General features: G+C 63.6%; 13 protein-coding genes and 1 tRNA gene. All 14 read left to right on the top strand.

What is annotated here, in order from left to right:
- Nucleotides 1–13 precede the first annotated feature (13 nt).
- The 14 genes from proB to treZ all read left to right on the top strand — a co-directional run bounded on the left by proB (nucleotide 14) and on the right by treZ (nucleotide 14,142).
- Nucleotides 14–820: a glutamate 5-kinase gene (gene proB, locus QMK22_RS14325; protein ID WP_283498328.1), complete on the top strand. Its 807-nt coding sequence runs from the start codon at nucleotides 14–16 to the stop codon at nucleotides 818–820.
- A gap of 78 nt (nucleotides 821–898) precedes the next feature.
- Nucleotides 899–2,167 carry a glutamate-5-semialdehyde dehydrogenase gene (locus tag QMK22_RS14320; protein WP_283498327.1) on the top strand — a complete coding sequence of 423 codons (1,269 nt, stop codon included), beginning with the start codon at nucleotides 899–901 and terminating at the stop codon, nucleotides 2,165–2,167.
- 118 nt (nucleotides 2,168–2,285) lie between these two features.
- On the top strand, nucleotides 2,286–2,501 hold the full coding sequence (locus tag QMK22_RS14315) for a hypothetical protein (RefSeq protein ID WP_283498326.1): 216 nt from the start codon (nucleotides 2,286–2,288) through the stop codon (nucleotides 2,499–2,501).
- A 15-nt stretch (nucleotides 2,502–2,516) separates the two neighbouring features.
- Nucleotides 2,517–3,110, top strand: coding sequence for a nicotinate-nucleotide adenylyltransferase (nadD, locus tag QMK22_RS14310; RefSeq protein ID WP_283498325.1), 594 nt, complete (start codon nucleotides 2,517–2,519; stop codon nucleotides 3,108–3,110).
- A complete protein-coding gene (locus QMK22_RS14305; protein WP_283498324.1) occupies nucleotides 3,107–4,153 on the top strand; it encodes a prolipoprotein diacylglyceryl transferase in 1,047 nt (348 codons plus the stop codon). The genes nadD and QMK22_RS14305 overlap by 4 nt, the downstream gene beginning before the upstream one ends.
- Nucleotides 4,154–4,277: 124 nt before the next feature.
- Nucleotides 4,278–4,712: a ribosome silencing factor gene (gene rsfS / locus QMK22_RS14300; protein WP_283498323.1), complete on the top strand. Its 435-nt coding sequence runs from the start codon at nucleotides 4,278–4,280 to the stop codon at nucleotides 4,710–4,712.
- A 73-nt stretch (nucleotides 4,713–4,785) separates the two neighbouring features.
- Nucleotides 4,786–4,861: transfer RNA gene (locus tag QMK22_RS14295), tRNA-Ala, on the top strand.
- Nucleotides 4,862–5,207: 346 nt separating this feature from the next.
- Nucleotides 5,208–5,552 (top strand): histone-like nucleoid-structuring protein Lsr2, encoded by a 345-nt coding sequence (locus tag QMK22_RS14290; RefSeq protein ID WP_283498322.1) that lies wholly within the window; start codon nucleotides 5,208–5,210, stop codon nucleotides 5,550–5,552.
- Between the two features lie 52 nt (nucleotides 5,553–5,604).
- Nucleotides 5,605–6,009 carry a YchJ family protein gene (locus QMK22_RS14285; RefSeq protein WP_283498321.1) on the top strand — a complete coding sequence of 135 codons (405 nt, stop codon included), beginning with the start codon at nucleotides 5,605–5,607 and terminating at the stop codon, nucleotides 6,007–6,009.
- A gap of 84 nt (nucleotides 6,010–6,093) precedes the next feature.
- Nucleotides 6,094–6,435 (top strand): TIGR02611 family protein, encoded by a 342-nt coding sequence (locus QMK22_RS14280; protein ID WP_283498320.1) that lies wholly within the window; start codon nucleotides 6,094–6,096, stop codon nucleotides 6,433–6,435.
- Nucleotides 6,436–6,573: 138 nt separating this feature from the next.
- Nucleotides 6,574–7,608, top strand: a complete 1,035-nt coding sequence (locus QMK22_RS14275; protein ID WP_283498319.1) for an LLM class flavin-dependent oxidoreductase — start codon at nucleotides 6,574–6,576, stop codon at nucleotides 7,606–7,608.
- Between the two features lie 166 nt (nucleotides 7,609–7,774).
- Nucleotides 7,775–9,961, top strand: a complete 2,187-nt coding sequence (gene glgX, locus QMK22_RS14270; RefSeq protein ID WP_283498318.1) for a glycogen debranching protein GlgX — start codon at nucleotides 7,775–7,777, stop codon at nucleotides 9,959–9,961.
- A gap of 9 nt (nucleotides 9,962–9,970) precedes the next feature.
- The gene (treY, locus tag QMK22_RS14265) at nucleotides 9,971–12,391 is read left to right on the top strand and encodes a malto-oligosyltrehalose synthase (protein WP_283498317.1); all 2,421 of its coding nucleotides are present in this window, start codon (nucleotides 9,971–9,973) and stop codon (nucleotides 12,389–12,391) included.
- Nucleotides 12,388–14,142, top strand: a complete 1,755-nt coding sequence (gene treZ, locus QMK22_RS14260) for a malto-oligosyltrehalose trehalohydrolase (RefSeq protein WP_283498316.1) — start codon at nucleotides 12,388–12,390, stop codon at nucleotides 14,140–14,142. Before treY ends, treZ begins: the two co-directional genes overlap by 4 nt.
- The last annotated feature ends 16 nt before the right edge of the window (nucleotides 14,143–14,158 follow it).

The raw sequence follows: 14,158 nt of genomic DNA, 5'->3' as shown, positions 1-14,158 counted from the left end.
AAGCCTCATCGCAATGAGGGCTCGCTCCCAGCAGGTCGTGCAGTCGGCTGCCCGCATCGTGGTCAAGGTCGGCTCTTCCTCGATCAGCGGCGAGAATTCCGGTCAAATCGCGCCGCTCGTCGACGCTCTGGCCGAGGCGCACGCCCGGGGAGCCGAGGTCGTCCTGGTTTCTTCGGGCGCGATCGCGATCGGTATGCCGTATCTGCAGTTGCAGGAACGCCCGACCGACCTGGCCACCCAGCAGGCGGCGGCATCCGTCGGCCAAAATCTGCTGATCTTCCGATACCAGAACCGGCTCGACCGGTATAACATCGTGGCCGGTCAGGTTTTGCTGAGCGCGAGCGACCTCGATAACGCGACCCACCGTGGCAATGCGCAACGTGCCATGGAGCGTCTGATGGCGCTGCGCATTCTCCCGATCGTGAACGAAAACGACACTGTCGCCACCCACGAGATCCGCTTCGGAGACAACGACCGGCTCGCCGCACTCGTGGCCACCCTGATCGGTGCCGATCTGCTCGTGTTGCTCAGCGATGTAGATGCCCTCTACACCTGCCCGCCGGATATGCCGGGGGCCGAGCGGATCAGCCATGTTCCCAGCGGTGACCCGCTGATCGGAATGGAATTCGGGGCAACAGCGGTCAACGGGGTCGGCACCGGGGGAGCGAGTACCAAGGTGACCGCGGCTCGCATTGCAGCCCAGGCCGGAACCGCCGTACTCGTCACCGCGACCGGCCTGGTGGCCGAGGCGCTGCGCGGCGAGCCGGTCGGAACCTGGTTCGAGCCTTCGATCGCGCCGTCAGCACCACGGCTGCCCTGATCGCTCGACCGGGCCTCCGCGCACTGCCACGACACCACTGTGAGGGACACGCGAATTGGCGGCATGTAAACTAGCGGAATGTTGCAGTCTCTGAACGATGTAGCCCAGCTCACGCCCACCCTTGAAGCGGCTCGCACCGCCTCCCTGTCTCTTGCTTCGGCACCGACCCAAGTGAAGAACAAAGCTCTCAAGCTGATTGCTCAATCCCTGCGCGAGAATTCTTCGCAGATCATAACGGCTAACCAACTTGACCTTGAAGCCGGAACCGCTAATGGTCTCACCAGCGGTCTGCTCGACCGGTTGAAGCTCGACGAACCCCGCATTCTGGCACTGGCTGACTCGGTCGAACAGATCGCCCTCCTCACCGACCCGGTCGGGCAGGTGGTGCGTGGCAGCAGCCTGCCCAACGGCATCAAGATCAGCCAGGTGCGCGTACCCTTCGGTGTTATCGGCGTTATCTACGAGGCTCGTCCCAATGTCACCGTTGACCTCGCCGCCCTCGCGTTGAAGAGCGGCAACGCTGTGGTACTCCGGGGCGGTTCCGCCGCGGAGAACAGCAACCGGGTGCTCATTGATCTGGTGCAGACAGCGATATCCGACGCCGGACTCAACGCAGACTCAGTACAGACCATCGATCCCTTCGGTCGGGCCGGTGCGACCGAACTCATGAAGGCGCGTGGCTACGTTGACGTGCTCATTCCCCGCGGAAGCGCCAACCTCATCCAGACCGTCGTGACGGAATCTCAGGTTCCGGTCATCGAAACCGGCGCGGGGGTCGTGCATGTGTTCCTCGATGAGAGCGCCACCAAGCAGTGGGCGATCGACATCGTGCACAACTCCAAGACGCACCGTCCGAGCGTGTGCAACGCCCTCGAAACACTCCTCGTTCACCGCAGCGCGGCCGAACGGCTGCTGCCCGAGGTGCTCGGCAAGCTAGCCGAATCCGGTGTCACCATTCATGCGGATGCCCGAACGCGCGCAATCTATCCGGCTGCGGTTGCCGCAACCGATGAGGACTGGGCCACCGAATACATGAGTCTCGACATCTCCGTGGCCATCGTGGACTCGCTCGACGAGGCGATCGACCACATTCGACGCTATTCAACCGGCCACACCGAGTCGATCATCACGAACGACCTGCAAAATGCGGAACGTTTTCTGAACGAGGTTGACTCGGCATCCGTCATGGTCAACACGTCAACTCGGTTCACCGACGGTGGCGAGTTCGGTTTCGGTGCCGAGGTGGGAATTTCCACCCAGAAGCTGCACGCTCGCGGACCGATGGGTTTGCCCGAGCTGACCAGCACAAAGTGGATCGTACGCGGCACCGGCCAGGTGCGCGCGTAGGTCCGGTTACCTGCCGGGGTCCGGCTAGAATGAGGCGACGGCGTGAGCCGCCAGGCCCGCGACCTGTCGCTGCCACTGTATGCCGCACCTCACGTTGCGGCGCGTGAATGGAGAACCGATGTCTTTTCTGAGTGCCGTACTGACCGAGGTCGAGCATGTCGCCCTGCCGCTGCCGCTCATCGTCTACCCGATGGTCGCTGCCGTGCTCTTTGTAGCCCTCGGCGTCGTGCTGTGGAGCTTTCGCGATGTTGCCAACCGCCACAGCGGCAAGGCCAACGCCTACGCTGCCGCCCACGGCGGACACGGTGGTACGTCCAGCACCGGTGGCCACTAGAAGCCTGATTTTAACGTGACAGTTCGTCGTCCGCGCATCGGCGTGATGGGCGGAACGTTTGACCCCATTCACCATGGGCACCTGGTTGCCGCCAGCGAGGTGGCGCAGAGCTTCGACCTCGACGAGGTTGTCTTCGTGCCGACGGGGCAACCGTGGCAGAAGAGCGGCGTGACCCGCGGCGAACATCGGTATCTGATGACCGTTATTGCGACCGCGTCCAATCCGCAGTTCACCGTGAGCCGGGTGGATATCGACCGTGTCGGGCCCACCTACACGATCGACACCCTGCGCGACCTGCACGAAGAGCGTCCCGATGCGGAGTTGTTCTTTATTACCGGAGCGGATGCGATCACGCAGATTCTCGGTTGGAAAGATGTGCGGGAGCTGTGGCAGCTGGCACATTTCGTGGCTGTGAGTCGTCCGGGCCATGAGCTGAGCGTTTCGGGTTTGCCGAACCAAGACGTAAGCTTGTTGGAAGTGCCGGCACTGGCCATTTCGTCCACTGACTGCCGGGCACGGGTCAACCGGGGATTCCCGGTCTGGTATCTGGTCCCCGACGGGGTTGTCCAGTACATATCAAAGCATCATCTGTATCGGAGTGTGGCATGACGTTGGGAGACTCTCAGCCGCTCAGCCGACGTCAGGCGCGCGAACGCGCCAGAGGCCGGGGCGAAGAAGTCGTCCCCGTGAACGATGCGACTCCCGACCTCAACGTTCCTGTTCTGGTCCCCGCTGCGCTACGACCGGCACCGTTTGCCGCGTCGGCCGCGACTTCGTCATCGCGACGATCGAACCATCACCACGCCGCTGGAGCGTCCGAGGCGACCACAGGGTCAACGGGGCCGAGCGGCCAGGGCGAGTCGGCAGCACCGGTTGCAGCGAATTCCTCAGCCGCCACGGTATCCGGTGATTCAACGCCAGCCCCGCACGAGCTGAGCCGCCGGGAACTGCGCGCCCTGTACGCGCGCCAGGAGCAGGCAGACACCGCCGTGGTCGACTCAGCGCCGGTGGAAGAGCCGGTCGTGGCCGAACTCATTGAAACGGTTGCCGTCGAGGATGTCCAGGCCGACCCGCCCGAAGCCGACCCGACCGAAGCTGAACTGCGCGCCGACGTCACTCCGAGTGCCAAAAACGTGTGGACGCCGCCGATCGGACACTGGTCCGTCGATGCCGTCGGGGAGCCCGCCGGGGTGCAACGGCCTGACCAGTCGCTCGACGAATTGATCAACCGCGGTATCGGCGCTGGCGGCATTCCCACCACCACGAACGCGCTTATTCTGCCCTCGGTGCCCCACCAGGGCCAGACCGTGAGCCCGATCTCCAATACCGGTGAGATCATGATCACGGGCTCGTTCGACCTGCCGCGCAGTCTCGGGTCAACCGGCGCGCATCCAAATATGTTCGATTCCTCCGAGATGGATCATCACGTGGACCAGCTCGACGCCGATCAACTGGGTGTTGATCAACTCGGCGGCGATTCGGCACCGGTCAGCGCGAGTCGCGCTGTGAGCACGCACGCCTCCACGCGAGGCATGTTGACGCCACCCAAGAAACAGCACGCCTCACTGCCGATGGTTCTGGTCATCACAACTGCTGTTCTAGCCGTCAGCGTGCTGGGGCTCCTAGCCGGCTACCTGTTGGGCATCTTCTAGTGGTCTGTCCGGTGAGGCTAAGCCACCCCTACTTTTCGGGCCTGCGCGGCTCGCTCTCTTTCGTTCCTCCCATCATCGCCGCACGGGCACTCATGCAGTGCGGCACAATCTCAAGGATTCATTCATGACCACTTCTCCTCACGCCCTCGAGTTGCTCACCATCGCCGTCGCCGCCGCAGACTCGAAGGGAGGAGAAGATCTGGTCGCTCTTGACGTCTCCAACCCGCTTCCCCTGGCCGATATTTTCTTTATCGTCACGGGACGTTCCGAGCGCAATGTCGTCGCGATCGCCGGTGAGATCGAAGACAAGCTCATCGAAGCCGGTCACAAGCCGTTGCGTCGCGAGGGACGTGCGGCCGGCCGCTGGGTGCTCGTGGACTTCGGCGACCTCGTCGTACACGTCTTTCACGAGGAAGAGCGCCAGTACTACTCCCTGGAGCGCCTGTGGAAGGACTGCCCGGTGATTCCGACCGGGATTGCCTCCAAAAAGGTCGTTGACGACGATGCTGACGCGGAGTTTGAGGCGTCCGAGGACACCGCTGACGAGGTCGTGGAGTAGCTTCGGTTTCGCAGATCACATTCTGTGTTGTAAGCTAACAAAGTTGTTTCGGAGAGATTCGAAACAGCAATCTGGGTCCGTGGCGCAGCTGGTAGCGCACCTGCATGGCATGCAGGGGGTCAGGGGTTCGAATCCCCTCGGATCCACCAAATAGGAAATAGTCCCGACAGTGTCGGGGCTATTTTTTTTGCCTCGCGCCATCTTCGTCGTATTTCTTTTGGCATGTTTTTTCTCGGTGATCGGCGCGGGAAGACGAACCGAGTGCGATGCCGACGACCAGCCGTACGGAGGCTGCCCTGCCGCTTTTGATGCGGTCATTATTCACACGAGGTCTTTCGTCGAGGGTTGCAGTGCAGGAGTTGTGAGTATAAAAGAAATACCGCGTGGCGGGTATCGCAATAAGGGTGTGGTCGGCGATAATTCGTGAGTGGTAAATGCCACAAAGAGAATGTATCCATCCCGAATGCAGTCGATATCTCATTGGAGAAGCTCAGAATGAAGAAGACCACGGTTCAACTGCTTGACGACCTCGACGGCACCGTTATCGAGAATGGCTCCGGAACAACGGTTTCTTTCGGCTTCGAGGGCAACTCGTACGAGATTGATCTCTCAACCGAGAATCTCACTGAATTTCAAGCGGCTATGAAGCCATACACTAACGTCGCACGGCGCGTGGGTTATGTGCCGGCCAAGACGCGCGCAACCGGTTCCGCCGGCTCCGACCGCGCCGAGCTGCAGGCTATCCGTGCCTGGGCCGCCGCCAACGGCATGCAGGTATCCGACCGTGGACGCATTGCCGGCACCGTACGCGAGGCGTACGCGAACGCACAGGCCAAATAGCGCCCGGCCTGCGGATGACCTTCTTTAGGCGCTCAGAAACGCGTCAGAGGCCATGAGCACGTTGGAACAGCGGTGTCCCTGCCTGAGCGGGGATACCTACTCCGCCTGCTGCGGTCGTTTCCACAGCAAAGCGGCTTTGCCGCCCACCGCCGAGTGGTTGATGCGGTCGCGGTACAGTGCATTTGCGTGCGGCGACGCTCACTATCTGCTGAACACGTGGCATCCGCTCACCAGGCCGGATTCATTGGAGCTTGCTGTGTCGATAACGTGGCGCCGCCTCGATATCCTGCGCACCGTGCGTGGGAGTTTGCTCGATACAGAAGGCATTGTGGAATTCATAGCCCACTATCGTGAGGACGGTATATCGGGGCAGCAGCACGAAAGTAGTCGCTTTTTAAAAGAGGGCCGCGCCTGGTATTACCTTGACGCCGTGTCCGACGATACGCCACTCCGCTAGCGGCGGTTAGAGCTTGAGGCCGCCGACGTGCCTGAAACCAGATAGCGCTGGCGGCCTCCCAGCGTGTTGCCCTAGATTGGGTAAATGTCCAACAGCCTGTCCCGCGATATCGCGAACGGCAGCGACCCGCGGCATCCGGTGCGTCGTGCTCTTCGTCGTGCCCGCGCCTGGGTAGACGGACATCCCTATCTGCTCATTGCCTATCGAGTGGGTGTTGGGGCGCTGGGCACCGTCATTATTGTGATCGGGGTCGTGTTGATCCCCCTGCCGGGGCCTGGCTGGCTCATTGTTTTTTTGGGCCTGGCGGTGCTCGGCACCGAGTTTGCCTGGGCGCGTCGACTCGGTGATTTTCTCAAACGTATTGTCACTCGTGCTTGGGCCTGGTGGCGCGCCCGCCGCGACCGCCGCGTAACCCGTTCGGCTTAGCGCCCTCCGGCGGCCTCCGCGCCCTCCGGAGTCCTCCGCGAGCAGCCGTCAGTGACCGGCGGAATACCTGGAGTCCGGGTGAGGTTCCACCGGTATATGCATTCGCATGGAGATTATCTTCTGGAAAGGCCAAACCGCGTGCCCCACAAACTTGAACTAGGACTCGATACCTTCGGTGACGTCACCTATGGCGCGGACGGGCGGCCGCTCAGCCAGCCGCAGGTGCTGCGCAACGTCGTGGCGGAAGCCGTGCTGGCCGATCAGGTGGGGGTGGATTTCTTCGGTATCGGCGAGCACCACCGTTCCGATTTCGCCGTCTCGGCACCCGAGGTGGTGCTCGCCGCGATCGCTGGCCGGACGAGCCGGATCCGACTGGGTTCGGCCGTCAGCGTGCTGAGCTCGGACGACCCGGTTCGGGTTTACCAGCGGTTCGCGACGCTTGACGCTGTATCGAGCGGGCGCGCCGAGGTTATTCTGGGACGCGGCTCGTTCACCGAGTCCTTTCCGCTGTTCGGCCTCGACCTCAGCGACTACGAGACGTTGTTCGACGAAAAGCTGGATTTGTTCACCGAACTGCTCAAGGAAGCGCCGGTGACCTGGTCGGGCCGGACGCGACCAGCCCTGACAGACCAGCGAGTCTTTCCGCCAACCGAGTCTGGGTCGATCAAAACCTGGATCGGTGTCGGGGGGAGCCCCGAATCGGTCATTCGCGCCGCGCACTACGGTCTGCCTCTTATGCTCGCTATCATCGGTGGTGCCCCGCTCTCGTTTGCTCCCCTCGTGGATTTGTATCACCGCGCCCTAGCCCAGTTCGAGAAGCCCGCGCTGGCAATCGGTGAGCACTCGCCCGGCTATATTGCCGCGACGGATGCCCAGGCTCGCGACGAAATGTGGCCGCACTACGAGGCCATGACGAACCGGATCGGTCGCGAACGTGGCTGGGGCCCGGCCACCCGGGAACGGTTCGAGCAGGAAGCCGGCCCCGACGGTGCCATCTTCGTCGGATCGCCCGAGACCGTAGCGACGAAAATTACCACCGTGGTGCGGGGCCTCGGGCTATCTCGGTTTGACCTCAAATACAGCATCGGCACGCTGCCGCACGAGAAGCTCATGACCAGTATTGAGCTCTACGGTAGCCAGGTGGCGCCACTCGTACGCGAACAACTCGGCTGACTCATTTCCGGCACGGCAGGTCGGTGACCGAAGTGGTCAGCGGATGCCTGTAGCGTATTCTCCAAGCGTCTTCAGACCCACGGTCTGTGCGCTGTCTGGTTGCTGTACGCGCTCTGACCGCTACACCTCGCACCTGACCGTGTCCCATCTTCATTCGAGGAGTCTCATGGAAACCTGGCCCGGAACCGCTTACCCCCTCGGCGCAACGTATGACGGGAGCGGCACCAACTTCGCCCTGTTCAGCGAAGCCGCCGAACGCGTCGAATTGTGTCTCATCGACGAAGACGGAGGGGAGACGCGGGTCGAAGTGCGCGAGTCATCCGCGTATATCTGGCACTGCTACCTGCCCCTCGTTCAACCGGGCCAGCGCTACGGATATCGGGTGCACGGTCATTACAACCCGGAGGTGGGAAACCGGGCCAACCCGAACAAGCTGCTGCTCGACCCCTACGCCAAGGCGACCACCGGGGCCATCGACTGGGATCCGTCGCTGTTCTCCTACGACTTCAACGACCCGGATTCGCCCAACGATGAGGACTCCGCCTCGCACATGATGCTCGGCGTCGTCGTGAACCCGTTCTTCGATTGGACCGGCGACCGGTCACTGCGCACGCCCTACAGCGAGTCGTTCATCTACGAGGCACACGTGAAGGGCCTCACCAAGCTGCAGGAGTCGGTTCCGGAAAGCCAGCGGGGCACCTACGCCGGCGTGGCGCATCCGGTGGTCATCGAGCACCTACAGAAGCTCGGCGTGACCGCCATCGAGCTGATGCCCGTGCACCAGTTCGTCAATGACGGCACCCTAGTGGAGCAGGGCCTGAACAACTATTGGGGCTACAACACGATCGGGTTTTTTGCGCCACACAACGCGTATTCCTCGACCGGTGATCTTGGGCAGCAGGTGCAGGAATTCAAGGGCATGGTGCGTAGCCTGCACGCCGCCGGCATCGAAGTCATTCTCGACGTGGTCTACAACCACACCGCTGAGGGCAACCACATGGGGCCGACGCTGTCGTTCAAGGGCATCGACAACGAGGCCTACTACCGTTTGATGGACGACGACAAACGGTATTACATGGACTACACGGGTACCGGCAACACCCTCAACGTGCGGCACCCGCACGTGCTGCAGCTCATCATGGACTCGCTGCGGTACTGGGTTATCGAAATGCACGTCGATGGTTTTCGGTTCGATTTGGCTTCGGCCCTCGCGCGTGACCTGTACGAGGTCGACAAGCTCTCCACCTTTTTTGAACTGGTGCAGCAGGACCCGATCGTGTCTCAGGTCAAGCTCATTGCTGAGCCTTGGGATGTGGGGCCCGGCGGCTACCAGGTGGGCAATTTTCCCTCCCAATGGTCGGAGTGGAACGGGAAATACCGCGATACCGTGCGGGATTTTTGGCGCGGAGAGCCGTCAACCCTCGGCGAGTTCGCCTCCCGCGTGGCGGGGTCGGCTGACCTGTACGAACACTCCGGGCGCTTTCCCATGGCGTCGATCAACTTCGTGACCGCGCACGACGGCTTCACCATCGCCGACCTGGTCTCGTATAACGAGAAGCACAACGATGCCAACGGCGAAGACAACAACGACGGTGAGTCGCACAACCGCTCGTGGAATTCCGGTGTTGAAGGCCCCACTGACGACGCTGCGATTCGGGGGCTTCGCGCTCGGCAGGCCCGTAACTTCATCGCGACCCTGCTGCTGTCGCAGGGGGTACCGATGTTGTTGCATGGCGACGAGCTGGGCCGCACCCAAAAGGGTAACAACAACACCTACGCCCAAGACTCCGAACTCACCTGGGTGCACTGGGACGAAGCGGATGTACCGTTGATCGAATTCACGGCGGCCGTTTCGCGCCTGCGCCGGGAACACCCCACGTTTCGGCGCAGCCGATTTTTTGACGGTCACCCCGGTTCCCAGGAGGCGGGCGAATCGCTGCCCGACATCGTCTGGCTCAACACCGATGGGCAACCGATGTCGTCGGAAGACTGGGATGAAAACCTGGCCCGCACCGTTGCCAAGTTTCTCAACGGCAGCGGCATCCGCGAGCGGGACGCGCGCGGCCAGGAAGTCACCGACGATAACTTTTTGATTCTGTTCAACGCCGACGCTGAAGACGTCGAGTTCAATCTGCCGCCGGAGGAGTACGCCCCGGCCTGGGAAATCGTGGTTGACACCGCGGGGGAGGGCGCCGATTCGATTGCCCGTCCGGCGGGTGCCATTCAGACTGTGGCGGGTCGATCGATCGTGGTATTGCGCGCCTATCATGAGCCCGAGCCTGCGCCCGATCACTCCGTTGCGGCGTCCCTGGCCAGCGCCACGGGATTGATCACATTGCCGAACCTGGGCTGAGGACGTGCAATGACCGACACCGAACGTTTTGGAACGGGCCAGGTAGCAGTGCCGCTGTCCACCTACCGGCTGCAGATCACGGCGGACTTCGACCTCGATGCGGCCGCGCAAACCGTGGGCTACCTTCGTGATCTCGGCGCCGACTGGGTCTACCTGTCACCGCTGCTGAAGGCCGAAGCCGGCTCGGACCACGGCTACGATGTCGTCGATCATTCCCTGGTCGACCCGGCGCGTGGCGGCGCGGAGGGCCTGGACCGGTTCGCTGCGACGGCGCACCGCGCCGGTCGGGGCGTGCTCGTGGATATTGTGCCCAATCATGTGGGCGTCGCGACGCCGCGTCACAACGCGTGGTGGTGGGACCTGTTGCAGAACGGCCAGCAGTCCCGTTACGCCGAGGCATTCGACGTTGACTGGGCTTTCGGGCAGGGCAAGCTTCGCATCCCCGTACTCGGCGACGATGAGAACGGTGAAGACGTAGCAGGCCCGGGGGAACTCGCACGGCTGGAGATCGTCGACGGCGAGCTGCGCTATTTCGACAATCGGTTTCCGATAGCGCCTGGAACTGCCGATGACGGTGCCAGCCCGGTTGACGTGCACGCCCGCCAGCATTACGAACTCGTGAACTGGCGCCGCGCCGACAACGATCTGAACTATCGCCGTTTCTTCGCGGTGAACAGCCTGGCCGGTATCCGGGTCGAGGTGCCGTGGGTATTCGAGGAATCGCACCGTGAAATCGTGCGTTGGGTGAGCGACGGGCTCGTGCAGGGGTTGCGGGTCGACCATCCCGATGGCCTTGCCGACCCGGCGGGCTACCTGGACGAACTGCGCCGGGCCACCAACGGCGCCTATGTACTGGTGGAGAAGATTCTCGAGGGGCGTGAACAGCTGCCGACGAGCTGGGCGACCGCCGGCACCACCGGGTACGATGCTCTCGCCGACGTCGACCGGGTACTCGTCGATCCCGCCGCGCGGGAAGCCCTCGACGGCCTCGAGATGCGGCTCCAGGGTGACGCCGTAGCGTGGGACGATCTGGTTTACCGCAACAAGCGCGCGGTGGCCGACAGCATTCTCCGCTCCGAGGTGCTGCGAATCGCCCGCCTGGTGCCGAGCCCCGAACTGAGCGCTGAGCATGCTGCCGAGCACGTTGCCGAGAACACCATCGATGCTCTGGCCGACCTGCTGGCCTGGTTTCCGGTCTATCGCTCCTATCTGCCCCTCGGCCTGGCCGATCTCGAGGAGGCCGCTCGCCGGTCGGCTGCGCACCGCGCCGATCTCCAGGCGGAGGTTGACCGATTGCTGCCGTTGCTGGGCGACCCGGGGCATCCGGCTGCCGTGCGGTTTCAGCAGACCTCGGGCATGATCATGGCCAAGGGCGTTGAAGATCGGGCGTACTACCGGTTCAGCCGGTTGACCTCGTTGAATGAGGTCGGCGCTGATCCGGGCGAGTTCGCCGTATCGGTGGGGGAGTTTCATGACCGCCAGCGCACCCGCCAGGCCGGGTTTCCGCAGTCGATGACGACCCTGTCGACCCACGACACGAAACGCGGCGAAGACGTTCGTGCGCGCATTTCAGTGTTGGCCGAGATTCCGGCCGAGTGGGAGGCCGCCCTGGAGCGGCTGCGAGCGGCGCATCCGCTCGGGGATGCACCCTTCGAGAACCTGCTCTGGCAGGCGATCGTGGGTGCCTGGCCGGCCAGCCGGGAGCGGCTCGCCGCCTACGCGCTCAAGGCGGCCCGCGAAGCCGGAACCTCCACCACCTGGACCCGGGCGAACCCCGATTTTGAGGCCGATCTCGACGCGCTGGTCACCGCCGCCGTTCAGCCCGGGCCTACCCACGACCTGGTCTCGGAGTTGGTCGGACGGGTGCAGCTGGCCGGCTGGAGCAATTCGCTCTCACTCAAATTGCTGCAGCTGACGATGCCGGGCATTCCCGATGTGTATCAGGGCAGCGAACTGTGGGAGACCTCCCTCGTCGACCCCGACAACCGGCGGCCGGTCGACTACGCGCTGCGCCGCGACCTGCTGACCCGCATCGAGGGCGGATGGCTCCCTCCGGTTGAGGAGAGCGGTGCCGCCAAGCTGCTGGTCACCTTGCGCGCCTTGCGGATACGGCGCGACCGGCCGGACCTCTTCACCCGCTACGCTCCAGTTCCCGCGTTCGGAGCTGCCGCCGACCACGTTGTGGCCTTTGATCGTGGGGGGGTCCTGACCGTGGCCACCCGACTGCCGATCGGGCTGCAGGCGGCCGGTGGCTGGGGGGATACTGCGATCGCCGTGGCCGGCCGCAGCTACCTAGATCTGCTCACGCAGCACCGCTATGAGGGCCCCAGCCTGCGCCTGATCGACGTGCTCGAGCGCTACCCGGTGGCGCTGCTGGTCGCCGCCGATGACCACCAATCACCTCCCACCCCCACAGGACGACACGCATGAGCGACACGAATTTTACGGTCTGGGCGCCTGACGCCACGTCGGTGCAGGCGCAACTGGGCCAGGACCGCCACGAGATGGCGGCCCGCGACGACGGGTGGTGGGAACTGCCGGCATCCGCTCGACCCAGCGCCAGCGGCTCGGTGGACTATAGCTATGTCATCGATGGACGCGGGCCGTTCCCCGACCCGAGATCACGGCGCCAGCCCGGCGGAGTGCACTCCCCGTCACGCACCTTCGATCCTTCCGCCTACGCCTGGCAGGACGCCGACTGGACCGGCCGCCAGCTCGCCGGCGCCATGATCTACGAGCTGCACATCGGAACCTTCACTCCCGAGGGCACCCTCGAATCGGCCACCAGCCGGCTCGATCACCTGCAGTCGATCGGCGTTGACTTTGTCGAGCTGTTACCGGTGAACGCGTTCAACGGCACGCACAATTGGGGCTACGACGGAGTGCTCTGGTACGCCGTGCACGAGGGCTATGGTGGCCCGGCCGCGTATCAGAAGTTCGTCGACGCCTGCCACCAGCGCGGAATCGGCGTTATCCAGGACGTCGTCTACAACCACCTCGGACCCAGCGGCAACTACCTACCGCAGTTTGGCCCCTACCTGAGCGATGCCGCGGGCAACACCTGGGGTTCATCGCTCAATCTTGACGGGCCGCACTCCGACCCGGTGCGCCGCTACATTCTGGACAACGCCCTGATGTGGCTTGGCGATTACCACGTCGACGGACTACGCCTCGATGCGGTGCACGCCCTCCGCGATACCAGCGCGACGCACCTGCTCGAGCAGCTGGCGGGCGAGGTCGCCGCACTCAGTGCGGAGATCGGGCGGCCACTCACTCTGATCGCCGAATCCGACCTGAACGACCCCCGCCTGGTGACACCCCGCGAATCGAACGGCTACGGCCTCGACGCGCAGTGGAGCGACGATTTTCATCACGCCGTGCACGTGGCCCTCACCGGCGAAATCAGCGGGTACTACGCGGATTTCGAGCCGCTCTCGGCACTGGCCAAGGTGCTCACACACGGGTTCTTTCACGACGGAACCTATTCCAGCTTTCGTGAGCGCACCCACGGGCGCCGCATCGACCTCGAACGGATGCCCACCTGGCGGCTCGTCGTCGCATCGCAGAACCACGACCAGATCGGCAACCGTGCCGTCGGTGACCGACTGGGCAAGCAGCTCGACGCCGGTCAGCTGGCGATTGCCGCAGCGTTGACGCTGCTGGGCCCGTACACTCCGATGTTGTTCATGGGCGAAGAATGGGGCGCGAGCACGCCGTGGCAATTCTTCACCTCGCATCCCGAACCGGAACTCGGCGCCGCGACGGCGACCGGGCGCATCAACGAGTTCGCCCGGATGGGCTGGAACCCGGATGTGGTCCCCGACCCGCAGGACGAACAGACCTTCGAGCGGTCCAAACTCGATTGGAATGAAACCGTCGAGCCGGAGCATGCGCGCTTGCTTGGGTTCTATCGCGACTTGGCCCGGCTGCGCCGCACCCACCCCGATTTCACCGATCCCCGCTTCGACCAGATTGCCGTGGAAATTGATGCCGGCCAGGGCTGGCTGCGGCTGCACCGCGGCGGCAGCAAGCTTCTGATCAACTTTGGTGCACAGCCGGCGCGTATCCCGGCCGGCGGTGGAGATATCGTGTTGTCGTTCGCGACCAGCGGGGACGCCGTGCAGGGGCGGCTGCCCAATGCCCTGCAGCTGGCGCCGCGCTCGGTGGTCGTGCTGGCCTGATCGCCCTGCCTGGTCG

The sequence above is a fragment of the Cryobacterium sp. PH29-G1 genome, from assembly GCF_030063365.1.
Taxonomy (GTDB): domain Bacteria; phylum Actinomycetota; class Actinomycetes; order Actinomycetales; family Microbacteriaceae; genus Cryobacterium.
The sequence above is the reverse complement of the archived record's forward strand: the minus strand, read 5'-3'. Positions and strand labels throughout refer to the sequence as shown.